Source organism: Vibrio profundi (assembly GCF_043642225.1).
Classification (GTDB): Bacteria; Pseudomonadota; Gammaproteobacteria; order Enterobacterales; family Vibrionaceae; genus Vibrio; species Vibrio profundi_A.
On the sequence record NZ_JBHZSF010000011.1, the window covers coordinates 120,124 to 135,140 of the forward strand.

General features: G+C 43.8%; 11 protein-coding genes and 2 pseudogenes. 12 read left to right on the forward strand and 1 reads right to left on the reverse strand.

Features of this window, described 5'->3' with window-relative positions; genetic code table 11:
* Window positions 1-23 precede the first annotated feature (23 nt).
* Window positions 24-866: a DNA ligase gene (locus ACHUFI_RS16355; protein WP_394251113.1), complete on the reverse strand. Its 843-nt coding sequence runs from the start codon at window positions 864-866 to the stop codon at window positions 24-26.
* Between the two features lie 302 nt (window positions 867-1,168).
* On the opposite strand from ACHUFI_RS16355, the gene ACHUFI_RS16360 reads away from it, so the two are divergent.
* The 12 genes and pseudogenes from ACHUFI_RS16360 to ACHUFI_RS16415 all read left to right on the forward strand — a co-directional run bounded on the left by ACHUFI_RS16360 (window position 1,169) and on the right by ACHUFI_RS16415 (window position 15,017).
* Window positions 1,169-1,489, forward strand: a complete 321-nt coding sequence (locus ACHUFI_RS16360; protein ID WP_394251007.1) for an STAS domain-containing protein — start codon at window positions 1,169-1,171, stop codon at window positions 1,487-1,489.
* A 45-nt stretch (window positions 1,490-1,534) separates the two neighbouring features.
* Entirely contained in the window at window positions 1,535-2,365 is an 831-nt protein-coding gene (locus tag ACHUFI_RS16365; protein ID WP_394251009.1) for an OmpA family protein, read from the forward strand.
* Between the two features lie 2 nt (window positions 2,366-2,367).
* Window positions 2,368-4,467, forward strand: a complete 2,100-nt coding sequence (locus tag ACHUFI_RS16370) for an SLBB domain-containing protein (RefSeq protein ID WP_394251011.1) — start codon at window positions 2,368-2,370, stop codon at window positions 4,465-4,467.
* A complete protein-coding gene (locus tag ACHUFI_RS16375) occupies window positions 4,467-5,156 on the forward strand; it encodes a P-loop NTPase family protein (RefSeq protein WP_394251013.1) in 690 nt (229 codons plus the stop codon). Before ACHUFI_RS16370 ends, ACHUFI_RS16375 begins: the two co-directional genes overlap by 1 nt.
* 37 nt (window positions 5,157-5,193) lie before the next feature.
* Window positions 5,194-6,009 carry a phosphate/phosphite/phosphonate ABC transporter substrate-binding protein gene (locus tag ACHUFI_RS16380; RefSeq protein ID WP_394251015.1) on the forward strand — a complete coding sequence of 272 codons (816 nt, stop codon included), beginning with the start codon at window positions 5,194-5,196 and terminating at the stop codon, window positions 6,007-6,009.
* 67 nt (window positions 6,010-6,076) lie between these two features.
* Window positions 6,077-8,305 carry a response regulator gene (locus ACHUFI_RS16385; RefSeq protein WP_394251017.1) on the forward strand — a complete coding sequence of 743 codons (2,229 nt, stop codon included), beginning with the start codon at window positions 6,077-6,079 and terminating at the stop codon, window positions 8,303-8,305.
* 165 nt (window positions 8,306-8,470) lie between these two features.
* Window positions 8,471-9,634, forward strand: a pseudogene (locus tag ACHUFI_RS16390) (sigma-54-dependent transcriptional regulator); the annotation flags it as partial.
* A gap of 147 nt (window positions 9,635-9,781) precedes the next feature.
* Window positions 9,782-9,952, forward strand: a pseudogene (locus ACHUFI_RS16395) (helix-turn-helix domain-containing protein); the annotation flags it as partial.
* Window positions 9,933-10,991, forward strand: a complete 1,059-nt coding sequence (locus ACHUFI_RS16400) for a glycosyltransferase family 4 protein (protein WP_394251019.1) — start codon at window positions 9,933-9,935, stop codon at window positions 10,989-10,991. The pseudogene ACHUFI_RS16395 and the gene ACHUFI_RS16400, both read left to right, overlap by 20 nt.
* Before the next feature lie 202 nt (window positions 10,992-11,193).
* Window positions 11,194-12,366 (forward strand): glycosyltransferase, encoded by a 1,173-nt coding sequence (locus ACHUFI_RS16405; protein ID WP_394251021.1) that lies wholly within the window; start codon window positions 11,194-11,196, stop codon window positions 12,364-12,366.
* A 15-nt stretch (window positions 12,367-12,381) separates the two neighbouring features.
* On the forward strand, window positions 12,382-13,590 hold the full coding sequence (locus ACHUFI_RS16410) for a glycosyltransferase family 4 protein (protein ID WP_394251023.1): 1,209 nt from the start codon (window positions 12,382-12,384) through the stop codon (window positions 13,588-13,590).
* Window positions 13,587-15,017, forward strand: coding sequence for a lipopolysaccharide biosynthesis protein (locus ACHUFI_RS16415; protein ID WP_394251025.1), 1,431 nt, complete (start codon window positions 13,587-13,589; stop codon window positions 15,015-15,017). Before ACHUFI_RS16410 ends, ACHUFI_RS16415 begins: the two co-directional genes overlap by 4 nt.

Genomic DNA, 15,017 nt, shown 5'->3' on the forward strand with positions numbered 1-15,017 from the left:
ATTGAGTGAGCATCAAAGCTCACTCAATACTCTTCCCTTTCTCTAATAAAGCGGGCAAATTTTGGAATTCCATTCTGAGTAAAGCCGTTATATCGAAACGTAATCGTACTTCCAATTTCCGGTGGAGATAGTCGCATTGCGTCAGAGAAGCCGCTTCCGATATAGAACTCGGAACCGTCTTGAAGTTTAACAAGAACAGATCCCATCATACCTTTGTATTTTCCGGTACCACTCTTATAACCAATAACCATCGCTTCGGCGTCATGGTGTCTTTTTAGCTTAAGCAAATCATTGTTGCGGCCAGCTTGATAGCGACTCGATACTTTGCGAAGCATTAACCCTTCGCCTTTATCTACATCGACATTGTCCAAATGATGGAATAGCGCCTGTTCACTCTTGATAGGCGTATGCTCGATATACTTGATGTGGGATTCTTGGATAAGAGCGACCCAATGCATGATGTTGTAATAACGCTTTTGGTAGTCACCCGCCGCTCCCGGCATGTCAAATAGCATGTAATCTATTTTTTTCCAGGCTTCATCAGTAGGTGTTTTATCTAATACCGTAGATTGAACAAGATGGAAGTTACCCCTACCGGCCCAAAGCTCTCCCTCAAGCTTAATATTAGGAAGACTTTCAACAAACCAAGATGGTGGGTATATACGGTTACCATTTCGGGTGAACAGATGTTCTCCATCCCAAACAGCACGCACCCCATCTAATTTTTCGCTCTTCCAATACTGGTTGACGTCAATGCCCTGCTCATACTGGTTCGCTAAAACTAATCTTTCGGGAGGCAGCCCTATTGGCTCTGCTGCACATGGCAGCGCAAATGTTATGGCCAGTGCAAGTTGGCTCCATCGAATATCCATAACGGTTCCTCCTACTTAGATAGCTTATGTTTTAACACATTCACCAAACAAATAAATAAACCGCTCACCTCAGTGCGAGCTATCAAACGAAATCCAATTCTTTTTCTATTTAGTACGCTCATTATTTCGACACATCCCAGGTTTTATCGACCTCCAATTCGTTTCTCAAATTGAAAAAACCACTCTGTCAATTTGAGAAAACCTAAAATAAAACCAGTAAGATACTGAAAAATAATAACTTTAAACCTGGCACGTTATCTGCTCTATGTAATACAAACCATAAAGGAGATAGAACCATGGAACTACGTAAAGTCGAAGCAAGCAAAGAAGTATTAACACTTACCATCTTCGGTGACTTAGATGCATCGGGTAGTCGAGACGCACAAATGGATATCGATGACGTGATTTCAAATGATGCTCACCCTGAGGTGGAACTCGATTTCAGCCAAGTTGAGTTCTTAGATTCATCTGGTGTTGGTGCCATCGTTTACATGTTTAAGCGTTTGACTGAGCGCGAACGCAACATGAGATTAGAAAATGTAAAAGGCCAACCACTTGAAATCATGAATTTATTAAGAATAGGTCATGCGATTCCAGTGAATTCACGAGCAAACTAACCCATTATAAAAATAATAATAAATCGAATTACAAAGGAAGTTGGCATGAAGATTTTAATGAAATACATAGCCATAGTTCTGTCTGGACTTGCTGCAGGATGCAGCTCGTATCCTGAGCAAGGTACCGGCGGACTAGCAGAAAGCTACAACTCTATTAACTACGAAAATTCTGATTTTTCACCCGTCATGCCTGACGAGCCACTTGGGCCAGAACATGGGCTTAGATTCGATTGGCAGTTAGCAAAGCTTCATTTGGACTCTTTAATTCGAGAAGGCGCTAGATGGTGTTTTCCTGCCGCTGTTGTTCAAGCAATCGAAAAGCAAAATCGTATCGCTCGTGAGCTTCAAGGCGGCCTATTGCTAGACGCTGCAAATGATCTTGTCATTCAAAGAAAGCGCTTAAATAAACTTGAGACCCAGTTAGATTACGTTAATTCGCAAACCCGCTGTGTTCCACCTAAAAACGAAGAGCAGTTCAGAATCCAAATTTCCATTGTCGAACACCTTTACGACTTACTGAATGTCGATAACCAATTTGCATTTAACTCTATCGAAATCAATCCGAAATACATGGGCCACTTAGCTGAAGCGTCCAATATTTTAAAAGAGCATACCGAGCTAACTCTTGTTGTGACAGGTCATGCGGATGCGGTGGGCACTGAAGACTACAACGATCAATTAGCATTAGGCCGAGCAAAACAAGTTGAACGTTACCTAACCATCTTTGGCCTTACTCCACAGAGAATCGAAACGGTATCAGTAGGTGAAGCTGTGCCCCTTTTTGAAGGCGAGTCCGACGGTGTACGCCTGACAAACCGCCGTGTGAGTATTGAAGTCATCTCACCAAAAGCTAATCACTATGGAATGGGAGAATAATTATGAACACTCTATCTACCATACTTATTCTCTTCTTTGTAAGTTGGGTGAGCCTAACCAATGCACAGGAACGCTTCGACGACGCGGTGCAAGTTGGCGACCTAATTCAAGTAACGGTTCCTGGAGAATCTTCTCTCAACAATGGCTATCAAGTTGATAAACGTGGCCGTATCACCCTGCCTGAAGTTGGCAGTGTATTTGTCGCAGGTTATGACAATCAGCAGCTAAGTGAAGTGGTATTAGAAGCGCTGAGCAAAGCCTATCGTGACCTTTCTAACGCTTCGGTTTATATCAAACAGCAACAGATCTTAATTTCTATTCAAGGTTATGTAAAAGAGCCTGGTGAATATACACTAAGCCAAGGTGCGAGCGTTCAAATGGCGTTACATGCTGCTGGCGGGCCACGTTCCGGTGCTCAGCTAGACAAATTAATCCTAAAACGCGGCGCGGTTAAAAAAGAATTTAACTACAAAAAATTTCTCGATTCAGGGGATGAAAGTGTTCTCCCAACATTAGACTCTCTCGATTCTATCTTTGTCCCTGCCTCTCCACTTGTCGGTAACATCGAGCAAGAATTTGATCCATCGAAGCTGGCAAACTCTGGTGACAGTGCAGATTCGCGCCGAGCTATTAAAGTTTTTGGTGAAGTGAATGCACCAGGGTCATTTTCTTATAAAGAAAATACTGATTTAGTTGACGTGATTATGCGTTCGGGCGGCGTAACTCGTTATGCAGGTGTCGAACAAATTCGCGTTATTTCAAACAACGCGCCCACCCTTTTTAACCTTAAGCGCTACTTGGACTCGGGTGACGAGTCTTTGCTGCCACCACTTCAACCGGGCTCCACCATCTTTGTACCGAAACAAGAAGAAGAAATTAAATCCGGTGCGAACACTGTTTACATCATGGGTGAAGTCGCTGAGCCGGGTGCTTACGAAGGTAAAAAAGGGGCAACATTCATGGACATTCTAGCGAACGCTGGTGGACCAACTCGCTTCGCAGAATCACGCCAAATTAGAGTCATCAAAGCCAATGGTAAAGTAATCAAGTTTGATCTTACCGCCTATACCGAAGGATTGACCGGCGTCAATCCACCAAGCATCAAGCCCGGTGACGCTATTTTTGTTCCAGAAAAAACCGATATGAATGAAAAGTCATGGCTTAAAATTTCGCCAGACAGAGCGGTTAATGTTATCGGCGAAGTGGTTCGCCCTGGGCGTATTGAATGGTCTGATGAAATGGACCTGATGGATCTCTTGGCACACGTTGGCGGACCGACTCTGCGTGCTGACACAACTAAAATCGAAGTGGTGTCGGGTCGTCGTATGGAGGTGTTCGACTTAGACTCATACATTCGAAATGGAGCACCGCGAGATCAACTTCCTCATATTAGTGCTGGTGCCATCGTGCGTATTCACGATTTGCCTCAAGACCCATCCGACAACAAATCTCAGTGGGTTCGCCAAAGCTCAGACGCTTCAATCTATGTGTTTGGACAGCTAAATGCTCCTGGGCGTTATCGTTTTACCAAAGACATGCATTTCTTAGATATCTTGTCTGCTGCCGATGGTCCAACAAAAGATGCTGACATCCACAACATTAGAATTACCCATCGTGATAAGTCGTATGCAAAGGTCAGTAAACTCAACCTGTCCTTATATTTTGAAACGGGTGACGAATCTATTCTTCCTGTCGTTCTGCCTGGAGACACCATCTACATCCCAGAGAAAGATAAAAACTGGTTAGACACATCGAAAGAAGAAACCGTTCGAATTCTTGGTGCCATTAGAAACCCAGGCCGATACAGCTTTAATGACAACATGACTATCTTAGATTTGCTAGCAGAGGCCGGTGGTCCAAGCGATAACGCATACCTTGAGAAAATCACTGTTGTAAATATGTCGTGTTGCCAAGGGCAAGCTCGCTCATTTGACCTCGTTGAATTCAGCAAAACCGCGAACATCTATCACCTACCAGTGATACGTGCAGGTGACACTATTTTCATTCCAGACAGACGCGAAAGTTTCCTAGAGAAAGCACGAGTTGGATTAGAAGACATCTTACGTTTGACCACCACAATTGTATTGATAGGAGCGTTGTAATGACTATTCCTGCGACCCATGCCGAAATTGAGCAATTGTACTTAACCTCTGAATTAAATGGTCATAAATCTATTTGCGTGACATCGTGCCATTCAGGTGACGGCGTCACCTCTGTAGCCACCGCATTGGCAGAGCGTTACCTACTCGCTGGGCACTCTACCCTGTACGTAGACTTAAACTTGTTCAATCCAGCTTTCAAAGACTTAGAAGTTTTCAGTGATGAGTCAGATGGACAGCTAATTGAGCATAGAGATACCCACCAAACATTTGTCGGCGTGCCAGCTCCAACACAAGCATCAACGCTATTGGCGTACAAAGACCCGTGCACCCTACGCTCGGCCGTTGATAAATGGCTGACCTCGTTTGATCGGGTAATTATCGACACTTCTCCACTGCTCAATCTAAATAAGGGCAATATCCCTGCACAAAGTGTCGCAAGTGCATGTGAAGCGACCATGATCGTCGTCGCTTATGGAGAAACATCTTCAAACCATCTACTGCAAGCCAAAACACTCTTAACCGCCCAAACGATTAACTTAGTAGGCGCTGTATTTAACATGAAGAATACCCCTAGCTTTACCCAAGAACTCGTCAGGCAGCTGAATAAGGTGAAGTTCTTACCAAAATCGTGGAGAAACAGGATCGCTAACCGATTATATCGAAATGAGTTTCTAAATTTACCTCTGTAATTGCTGAGCTGAAAAAGCACGTAAAAAGGATTTAGCCATGAAATTATTTACTCTTACAGCACTCGCTCTTATTTCTACTAGTACTTTTGCTCAAACATTTACTTTCAGTATTGTTCCTCAGCAATCGGCCAGTCGTTTAGCTGAACAGTGGACACCTATCATGAAGATGTTAAGTGAAAAAACGGGCCACACCTTTGTTTTTCGCACCGCTAAAAACATCCCCACTTTTGAAGAAAACCTATCGAAAGCCAATTACGATTTCGCGTATATGAACCCTTACCATTTGGTTCAATTTAACAAATCTGTTGGTTATGTCCCGATAGCAAAAGCAAAAGGAAAACAGATCAAGGGGATCATTGTGGTCAGTAAATCAAGCGGCATTACCTCACTTGAGCAACTGAACAACACCACTCTTGCTTTTCCTGCGCCAGCCGCATTTGCTGCAAGTATCTTAACTCGAGCATCACTTAATGAGCAGAACATCCAGTTCGAACCCAATTATGTTTCTTCTCACGATTCCGTTTACCTAGCAGTTGCGAGAGGGTTCTACCCCGCCGGTGGCGGCATTATTCGAACTTTTAAAGCGCTAGACGAATCAGTAAGAGAGAAGCTGACACCGATATACACAACTAAAGGCTACACGCCTCATGCTATTGCTCACCACCCAAATGTCTCGTCAGATGTTGTAGATGCCGTTCAGCAAGCTTTAGTTGAATTGGCGCAAACTGAGCAAGGGCGAGCTCTTTTAGAACCTTTAAAGGTTCCTGCTTTCGAATCCGCAGTAAATCAAGACTGGGATGACGTCAGATCACTTGACCTCGATTTTACATCTCTAAACGCCAAACTCGATTAAGGGCAACATTATGACTTTTCGATCTAAAACCATAATCGGAATCGGAACAATAGAGGTTATTCTATTGATGGCTATTGTTTTTAGTTCAATGTCCTACCTTTCTGATTCCAATGAAAAACAGTTAATTCAAAAAGCGCAAGCGACATCATTAATCTTCGCACGAGCCACTAAAGACGCTGTGTTATCAACCGATATAGCGACGCTAGACGACATAGTCAAAGACATCATGACTATTGAGGAAGTCCTCTACGTCAAAGTGGAAAAAGACGGTGTGCCTATTAGCTGCGATGGTGATAAAGCGCTACTTGAGCGTAATATTGAATCTGATTCCAAATTAAAGAATGTAGACGATGGGGTGTTCGATATCGTCCAACCCATTGAAAGCATGGGTGTCATTTATGGTTCGATTTCTATTGGCTTTGCCACCTCAGCGATTGATATGATGCTCGTAGACGCACAGAACACGATTATGTCTATCGCTTTTGTTGAGGTTATTTTTGTTGCAATTTTCTCTCTCTTACTTGGCACGTATTTAACTCGAAACTTACGAAAGTTGACTGACGCCGCGAAACAAGTCAAACAACAAGGCCCAGGGTTCCAACTACAAGTAAACCAGAAAGACGAACTTAGTGAAGTCGCGAGTGCCTTTAATAAAATGTCCCACTCTTTACAATCCAACTACGAAGAAATTCAACAAGCCAGACAAGAAGCCGAGCAAGCTAGTGAGTCGAAAAGTCGCTTCTTAGCCTCCATGTCCCATGAAATTCGTACCCCAATGAATGGCGTACTTGGCATTCTCACTCTTCTTCAAGAAACCAAACTCACTAAAGAACAAAATCACCTAGTCAATACCGCTACTGACTCAGGCGAGTTGCTGCTATCTATCATCAACGACATTCTGGATTTCTCCCGAATGGAAGCCAATACCTTAATCCTTGAGCAAAAACCTTTCTCTGTAACCGATTGTATTAACGGGACAATTGAAAGTTTTACCTCAAGTGTAAATAAGAAAAACCTAAACCTTATCGCTACCTATCACAACACAATGCCAGATGTAGTTATTGGCGATGTTCACCGTTTCAAACAAATCCTATTAAACCTAATTGGTAATGCAATCAAATTTACTTCAGAAGGAACAATTGAGGTTGCGGTTTCATCAACACAGCATAAAGACGATAAGGTCACCCTAGATTGCAAGGTGATCGATACTGGGATTGGGATTGAATCAACCGCTTTAAGCTATTTATTTGATGAATTCACCATGGTCGATCAAGGCTATTCTCGCAGCAGAGACGGTTCCGGGCTTGGCCTTGCCATTTGCAAACGCCTCGCGGCATTAATGGACGGCGAGATTTCGGTTTCAAGTCAGAAAGGAGATGGCAGTACGTTCGCATTTAACGTAACACTCGAAGTCGATAATTCTAAGCGAGAGGTGAATAAATCAGCGACGCAAAGTCAGCGTTCTTCGATCAGCAATACAGTCAAAAACAGTCGTATTTTAGTTGCGGAAGACAATACCGCGAACCAACTTGTGATCATTAGTATGTTTAAAAATGTAGGAATGGAGATAGACATTGCACAAAATGGGCAGCAAGCAGTTGATATGGCGAGAAATAATGACTACAACTTAATATTCATGGACATTTCTATGCCAGAGAAAGATGGGCTAGAAGCGTGTCAGGATATTCGCCAACTTTCAGCCCCTGATAAGTCGTCAGTTCCTATTATTGCTCTGACCGCACATGCCCTTACTGGCGACCGCGATAAATTTATCAACGCTGGGATGAACGATTATTTATCTAAACCTATGCGTATGTCGCAAATTGTGTCCATGCTTAATAAATACATAGATGAAGAACCACACAAGGAAGCGCCAGTTATGACACAACCTCAAGGAGTAGATTCGCCAGTTCCCCCACTCGATCTCGATGCCATGGCTGAACTCGTTGATGAACAAATTCTTCAACAAATGATTGAAGATACGTGTGCTGAAGTCATCCCTGTGTTGATCGACCACTACGTAGAAGAAACGAACAAACGTATGTCAAACATACAAGATGCTATCAAACAGCACGACGCCGACATTCTAGAATTCGAATCTCATACTCTTGGTAGCTCATCATTAGCTCTAGGTAACCGTTCTTTATCTGGACTAGCCCGAAAAATCGAAAAACTGTGCCAACAAGGTGAAGTCGATGTGGCGTTTGTACAAGCTGAAGAATTGCAGTCTTTGGCTGATGTATCGATAAAAGCGATCCTAGCTCGTAAAGAAATTGGGTTTGAATCTCAGGTATAGACTAAACTTTCAAAGAGTTACCGATATATTGTTGTTATCTATTGGGTTTAATCACAAATAGGCAGGATTTCTCGTAAAAAGTATCAGTAACTGCCGTTCGCCATTGATGCTACGTTCATCGTATGCTATTTGTTGATTAAACCTTGGTTTCAAAAGGATTTGTTCATGCGACCTAAAGTATTGTTAGTAGAAGATTCAACCTCTCTTGCGGTTCTCTATAAACAGTATGTAAAAGATGAGCCTTACGACATATTTCATGTCGAGACGGGTAGAGAGGCTCAAAGCTTTATTGAAAAACATGCGCCTCAGCTTGTAATACTCGATTTAAAACTTCCAGATATGTCTGGAGAAGAAGTTTTGGATTGGATAACAGAAAACGAAATCCCTACCGCTGTGATCATCGCGACGGCACATGGTTCAGTTGACATTGCTGTTAGCCTAATTCAACGAGGCGCAGAAGACTTTTTAGAGAAGCCGATTCAAGCCGACCGCCTCAAAACGTCCGTAACCCTTCACTTAAAACGAGCAAAATTAGAACATCTCGTCGACGACATTCAATCTAAATTCGATCGTGAACGGTTCCATAACTTCATTGGTTCTTGCTTGCCTATGCAAGCGGTGTACAAAATCATCGATTCCGTCGCGCCCACTACCGCCAGCGTTTTCATAAATGGGGAAAGTGGTACTGGTAAAGAAGTGTGCGCCGAAGCCATTCATCAAGAGAGTCAGCGCCACGACAAACCTTTTGTTGCAATCAACTGCGGTGCGATTCCTCGAGACTTGATGGAAAGCGAAATTTTTGGTCACGTTAAAGGGGCGTTTACTGGTGCAACGACCGACCGTAAAGGGGCAGCAATGCAAGCCCACGGCGGAACACTCTTCCTTGACGAATTGTGTGAAATGGAATTAGAAATGCAGAAAAAACTGTTACGCTTTCTGCAAACGGGGACTTTCACCCCTCTTGGTGGAAACAAAGAGATCAAAGTCGACGTAAGAATTATTTGCGCGACCAATCGAGATCCCCTTAAAGAAGTGGAAGAAGGTCGATTCCGTGAAGATCTTTATTATCGTGTTCACGTTGTCCCTGTCGAAATGCCTCCGCTGAGAGAGCGTGGCCGTGACATCGTCACGTTAGCCACTCACTTTTTAAAGATGTACGCCAAACAAGATAAGAAGCGTTTCACTGCAATAGACAAAGAAACACAAACACTATTGAAGCGTTACTCCTGGCCAGGTAACGTCCGTCAACTGCAAAATATCATTCGTAACATCGTTGTTCTCAACAACGAAACGAATGTAACGAAAGACATGTTGCCCCCTCCGATTAACGCAACGAAATCAGGAACCTCGGCTCCTGCACCTCGGAGTGCTCCACCAGCGGCCGCAGCAATCCAAGCTCAAACGAATGAACAGCCACCAGTCATTGAAAGCGGTGCACCACCTGCTGCCGCCGAGAGTTCAACGCTAACCAACCCAGATGGTACGATTCGTCCAATGTGGAAGATTGAACGTGAAGCCATACAAAATGCCATCAATTACTGCGATGGCAATGTGTTAAATGCTGCTGTGCTTCTAGAGTTAAGCCCTTCTACTGTTTATAGAAAGAAACAGGCTTGGGAATCTGAAGATGAGTGCAGCCAAGCCTAGTTTGATTACCGATAATGAAGTTTGGCTGTTACTCGACAGCCAAATCTTCGGTGGTATCGAAACGCATGTCATAGAGTTAGCTCAAGGGCTTAAATGCCATGATATTGCGGTAAGAGTGATATTAATCGCGCAATACTCCCCAACTCCACCAATCATTCAACGTCTTCGCTCTGCAGACATACAATTTAGCTACCTTAATGAATTGAGCCCTACTCAAGGCTCTATCTATCAACAACTTTGTTTTGCTTTAAACCAACACTCCCCTCGCCTTATACACGCTCACGGTTATAAAGCGAGCTTACTCAGCAAACTTGCAAAGATTAGCGGAATGTTAAAAGCAGCTACTCAGGTCTCCACTTACCACGCGGGGGAAACGCCCACAGGCCGCGTGTGGCTATACGACTGGCTAGATCGATATTCTAGTTTTGTCTCCAACCACTCGCTTGTGGTGAGTGACAAAATCAAAGCAAAATTGCCCGCTCATTCGACATTACTGAATAATTTCATCTCGTTGCCAACACGCCCCCAACAATACTCATCTCATATCGGGTTTGTTGGAAGGTTAAGCCATGAAAAAGGCGCCGATCGTTTCATACAACTCGCTAAGCTCAATAGCAAACTCATATTCGATGTTTATGGCGACGGGCCAGAAAAGCACACCTTACACACTCAAGCATCCAGTAATACCGTCTTTCATGGCCACCAAGACAACATGGAAGCAGTTTGGAGCAATATCGGTGTGTTGATGATTACATCCCGCTTTGAAGGCTTGCCTATGGCAGCTTTAGAAGCGATGGGCAGAGGGATTCCTGTTATTAGCCTAGCAGTTGGTAATATGCCGAGCCTTATTGAGCATGAAACTAATGGTTTTATCGCCAATAGTGTTGATGAACTGAACCTGTGCTTAACTCAATGGCTAAGCTTGAACGCAGAGCAGCAACGTTCAATTAGGCAAAATGCTATGAATACAGTTGAGCAACACTATTCTCCACAAGCAGTCATCCCACAGCTATTAAAGTGTTACTTTCCAGCCCCTTAAAGATGTTTTCGCTTTTTTAGATTTTGATATTTCCCACCGACCTGACGCTACTAAAATGATTCTCAATTTGAGAAACAATCACCGCCCTTCGTCTAAAATGGATTTATTTCTTAAATAACAATAAGTTAAAAACACCATTAAATGGCACTGCCCTTGCAACCTAATGACTATAAAAACAGTTTAGAGCGTTGGCGAGGTTAAAATGAAAAAGAATATTCTTTATGTTCATTATGGTGACAACTGGATTCGTGGCAGTGAAATATGCCTCATCAATCTCATGGAATCACTCGATCGAAACCGTTTCTCACCCATTTTATGGACTAACTGCATTCCACTTTTACGTCACGTACAAGCGCAAGGGGTCGAAACAGAATTTTCTGATTTTCCGTTAATCGCAGGCTGGCTTGCCCCTCGCTTTGATTTTTTAGGTTGGTGGCGATTGGTGAAACAAGCGATTGCCATTATTCGAACGCATAAAATTGACGCGATTCATGTAAACAGTGGAGCACCTTGCCAATGGATGTGCCTTGCTGCTCGTCTTTGCCAGATTCCCCTTGTGACACAGCTCCATAGTGATTATCAGCTAAGAGATCGCTTCACCCTTGGATTGCATATGTCTCCGCACATTATCTGTGTGAGCCACGCAATTAGCCAAGGGATCATCGATGACGGCTATCCAAAAGCAAAACTTGATGTCATTCACAATGGCGTAAAAGAGAGCCATCACCAGTCGATATGCATACGTGAATACTTTGAGATCCCTAGCCATAGTGCTGTTCTCATTAGCGTAGGCTCTTTGATCGTAAGAAAAGGCTACGATCTTATCATTCAAGCCCTACAGCACTTAGAAGCCGACATCGAAGTTCATCTAGTCATTGTTGGTGATGGAGAAGAGCACAATAATTTACAACAGCTGACTCAGAGCTTAGGGCTCACTGACCGGGTACATTTTGCTGGAGAGCGACATAACGTTTCAGATTGGTTAGAAGGGGGCGCCGATGCGTATGTCAGTGGTGCTAGAGACGAAGCGTTTGGACTTACTATCGCAGAAGCTGGGCTTGCTCAATTACCCGTTGTCGTTCCTAACGTTGGCGGTATACCAGAATTCATTACACACAATGAGACGGGGTTACTTTACTCTCCAGACAACGCCATCATCGAACTCGGAAACGCAATAAGCCAAATTGTTAGTGACTCCGCTCTTCGCCAACGTCTTGCACAAAACCTATATCTACACGCGAGTTGCCACTTGACAGTCGCTGCGAATACGAAATCTATTCAATCCGTTTACGACAAGATATCTGCTGAGCCTACTAGTCACACTGTACCTGTGACAAATGGATTCAAGCCTCTTATTCGTTGGGCGTTCAAGTAATAAAAAGAGGACGGTATGATTATGTTTACTCAAAAAAAAGCGCTGCCAGTTCACGGTTTTATTTATGACCCAATCGCCTTTGCCGGTGGCTCGAAAGTCGCGACTTCTGAGATGCTGTTAGTGTGCAAAGACTCAGATGTAGAGTTTACGATTCTAACAGCGGATCCTTCGAGCTGGTCACAGGTTCAAAAACACGTTCCAAACACTCGAATCATTCGCTTGCCCTACTTTGCCTTTTTATGCCACGCGAACGGCTTAAAATATTGGCTTTCTCAGCTTTACTTGATGACAGTCTTGCTCATCACTTTCATTCGGATCAAACCCATTGATTACGCGGTTGGCGCTTCTGGCCCTGGTATTGATATGGCATTGTATCTTTGCCGCTTCATTATGCGATTTTCAGTTATTCAGTTGATCCATGGTCCTGTCGCACCGTCCCGGTCAATTGGTTACTGTTTAAGCCAAGCAAAGCACGTGTATTATTTAGATTCGACCTATCAGTCGATCTGTAATGCACTATATGCCTACTTCAGCTTAACGTCCGATCCCGAGCAAAACCGTACCTTAGCAAACTTTTCATTCACTTCAGGACAGATGCGAGCCTTTACCAACGGAATCAGCCAGTTACATTGGCCATCACAAGCTTCATTTCAGTCCGAGCGTCTATTTTGGGCGGCCTCACTACTGGAATGGAAAGGACTTGATATTTTTGTGTCCGCTATCGACAGTAAGTTTTCGGGCCTCTCCTTTACTGCAGATATCTGTTATATACGCCCAACTTCTACCAAGCTCGCAGTCAGTGAGTTGCCTAAAAATTGGGACAATGTCAGATTATATGAATCCCCAGATAACCTAGACACAATCCGTTCACAGTGTGGCATCTTCGTTTCGACGAGTGATAACGAACCCTTTGGACTTTCTATACTTGAATCTCTCGCCGCTGGTTTGTCTGTGGTGATTCCATCTGACGGAGCTTATTGGGATCAGAAACTTACCCATGGAGAGAATTGCATTAAATACACTCCAAGAGATGAGCTCTCTCTAAGAAGTGAATTAGGTAAACTGGTGCAGAATACAGATTTACGTGCATCTCTTTCTATTGGAGGGCAAAAAATAACAGAGCAATACCGAGCAGAGCTTTGCTACGCCGCTATTGCTGAAAGCTTAACAACGCGTCGAAGTTACGTGAGTCATCAAAGTCATGACTTTGGAGCTCGCTCATGAGTCGCACCTCTGCACTTTCTAGTATGGCAACGTATGGCGTTGGTTTAATGCTTAATAAAGGCCTGTCTTTGTTAATGCTTCCCTTAATGACTCGCTACCTAATGCCTGAGCAAATAGGCAAACTGGACCTGTTGGCCACCATTGGTGCGGTATCTGGTATTGTGATTGCTCTGTCTATGCACGAGGTGATCTATCGCTTTGCGGGCGTAAAAAAAGATACACAGCAACGATTTACTTGTGCTAGCGAGATTTATAGTTGCACATCTATTGCCTCTATAATCTTTGCTGTAGTGCTATTTACAGTGATTAATATCATCCAATTACCAAGCAACAGCTTAATTACGACTGTAGAGCTCAACCTATTGCTGTTATGTGCCTCCTTCGAAGGCATATTGGGCATTTCTACGGCTTGGTTAAGAATGCAAGATCGCGCTAAAACATTCCTTATTGTCAGCGTTTGCTCCACCGCCATACAAGTATCCCTTGTGGTACTGGTGCTTACTTATTCTCCATCGGTCAAAGGTATTTTGGCATGCAGTGCGGTTACTTACATACTTCAGTTTACCGCCCTACACTTCATTAACCGGTTTAAGTGGAGTCTGCCACCCCTATCCACTATCAAACCGTTTTTGAGTTATAGCCTACCGCTTATGTTGGCGGCTCTCATTGGTTTTGGGCTAAACGGCAGTGAGCGCTTCTTCCTTGCATACTCGACCGATTTAGAAACACTGGCTTGGTACTCCGTTGCCATAAAATTTTCTTTCGCGATGTGTATCCTCATGCAACCTTTCGGTATGTGGTGGATGCCGAAACGTTTCCAAACTATCGAAGAGCATGGTGTCACTCGCTGCGCTGAGATTACGCAATTTGGCATGGTCTACTTAACAACGCTCACAATTGCCGTTGCATTTTCAGCAAAAGCATTTATCGCACTAGCACTGCCCGTTGAATATTCAGCCTCATCCACATTACTTATTGGGACTCTATGCGTTGCGTGGCTAAAAGAAATGTCGGAATTACTGAACGTCGGAATCCTGTTCAGAAAGAAAACCCAGTGGCAGCTTCAAATTTGTCTTGCAGCTACCTTAGTCGGCCTCGCGTTAATGTGGCAGTGGTCCGACACAGGGATCTGGGGAGTGATATTCGCGCTAGGGGTCGCGCAATTCCTTAAAATGGTGATTACTTTCTTCGTGAGTCAGAAATTGATCATTTTGCCATACCAACTTTCCGTTCTCGGAATTAATTCCGTGATACTGGCCATCGGTCTGTACGTGGCTTACTCGGTAACAAACCCGCTGGTTTGCATCCTCCTTGCCGTGACAACGCCTATCATTACAGCATTACCTCTGTTTTTTAACGCCGAGTTTAACCAACTAGTGCAAGCCACAATGAAACGTTTTTACCACCGGGTAGGATTAGGAGCGTAG

What these genes read in the sequence shown, in the direction of transcription:
- ACHUFI_RS16375 (WP_394251013.1), top strand. Translation starts at nt 4,467, where the DNA reads ATGACTATTCCTGCGACCCATGCCGAAATTGAGCAATTGTACTTAACC.
- ACHUFI_RS16400 (WP_394251019.1), top strand. Translation starts at nt 9,933, where the DNA reads ATGAGTGCAGCCAAGCCTAGTTTGATTACCGATAATGAAGTTTGGCTG.
- ACHUFI_RS16410 (WP_394251023.1), top strand. Translation starts at nt 12,382, where the DNA reads ATGATTATGTTTACTCAAAAAAAAGCGCTGCCAGTTCACGGTTTTATT.
- ACHUFI_RS16370 (WP_394251011.1), top strand. Translation starts at nt 2,368, where the DNA reads ATGAACACTCTATCTACCATACTTATTCTCTTCTTTGTAAGTTGGGTG.
- ACHUFI_RS16360 (WP_394251007.1), top strand. Translation starts at nt 1,169, where the DNA reads ATGGAACTACGTAAAGTCGAAGCAAGCAAAGAAGTATTAACACTTACC.
- ACHUFI_RS16405 (WP_394251021.1), top strand. Translation starts at nt 11,194, where the DNA reads ATGAAAAAGAATATTCTTTATGTTCATTATGGTGACAACTGGATTCGT.
- ACHUFI_RS16365 (WP_394251009.1), top strand. Translation starts at nt 1,535, where the DNA reads ATGAAGATTTTAATGAAATACATAGCCATAGTTCTGTCTGGACTTGCT.
- ACHUFI_RS16385 (WP_394251017.1), top strand. Translation starts at nt 6,077, where the DNA reads ATGGCTATTGTTTTTAGTTCAATGTCCTACCTTTCTGATTCCAATGAA.
- ACHUFI_RS16380 (WP_394251015.1), top strand. Translation starts at nt 5,194, where the DNA reads ATGAAATTATTTACTCTTACAGCACTCGCTCTTATTTCTACTAGTACT.
- ACHUFI_RS16415 (WP_394251025.1), top strand. Translation starts at nt 13,587, where the DNA reads ATGAGTCGCACCTCTGCACTTTCTAGTATGGCAACGTATGGCGTTGGT.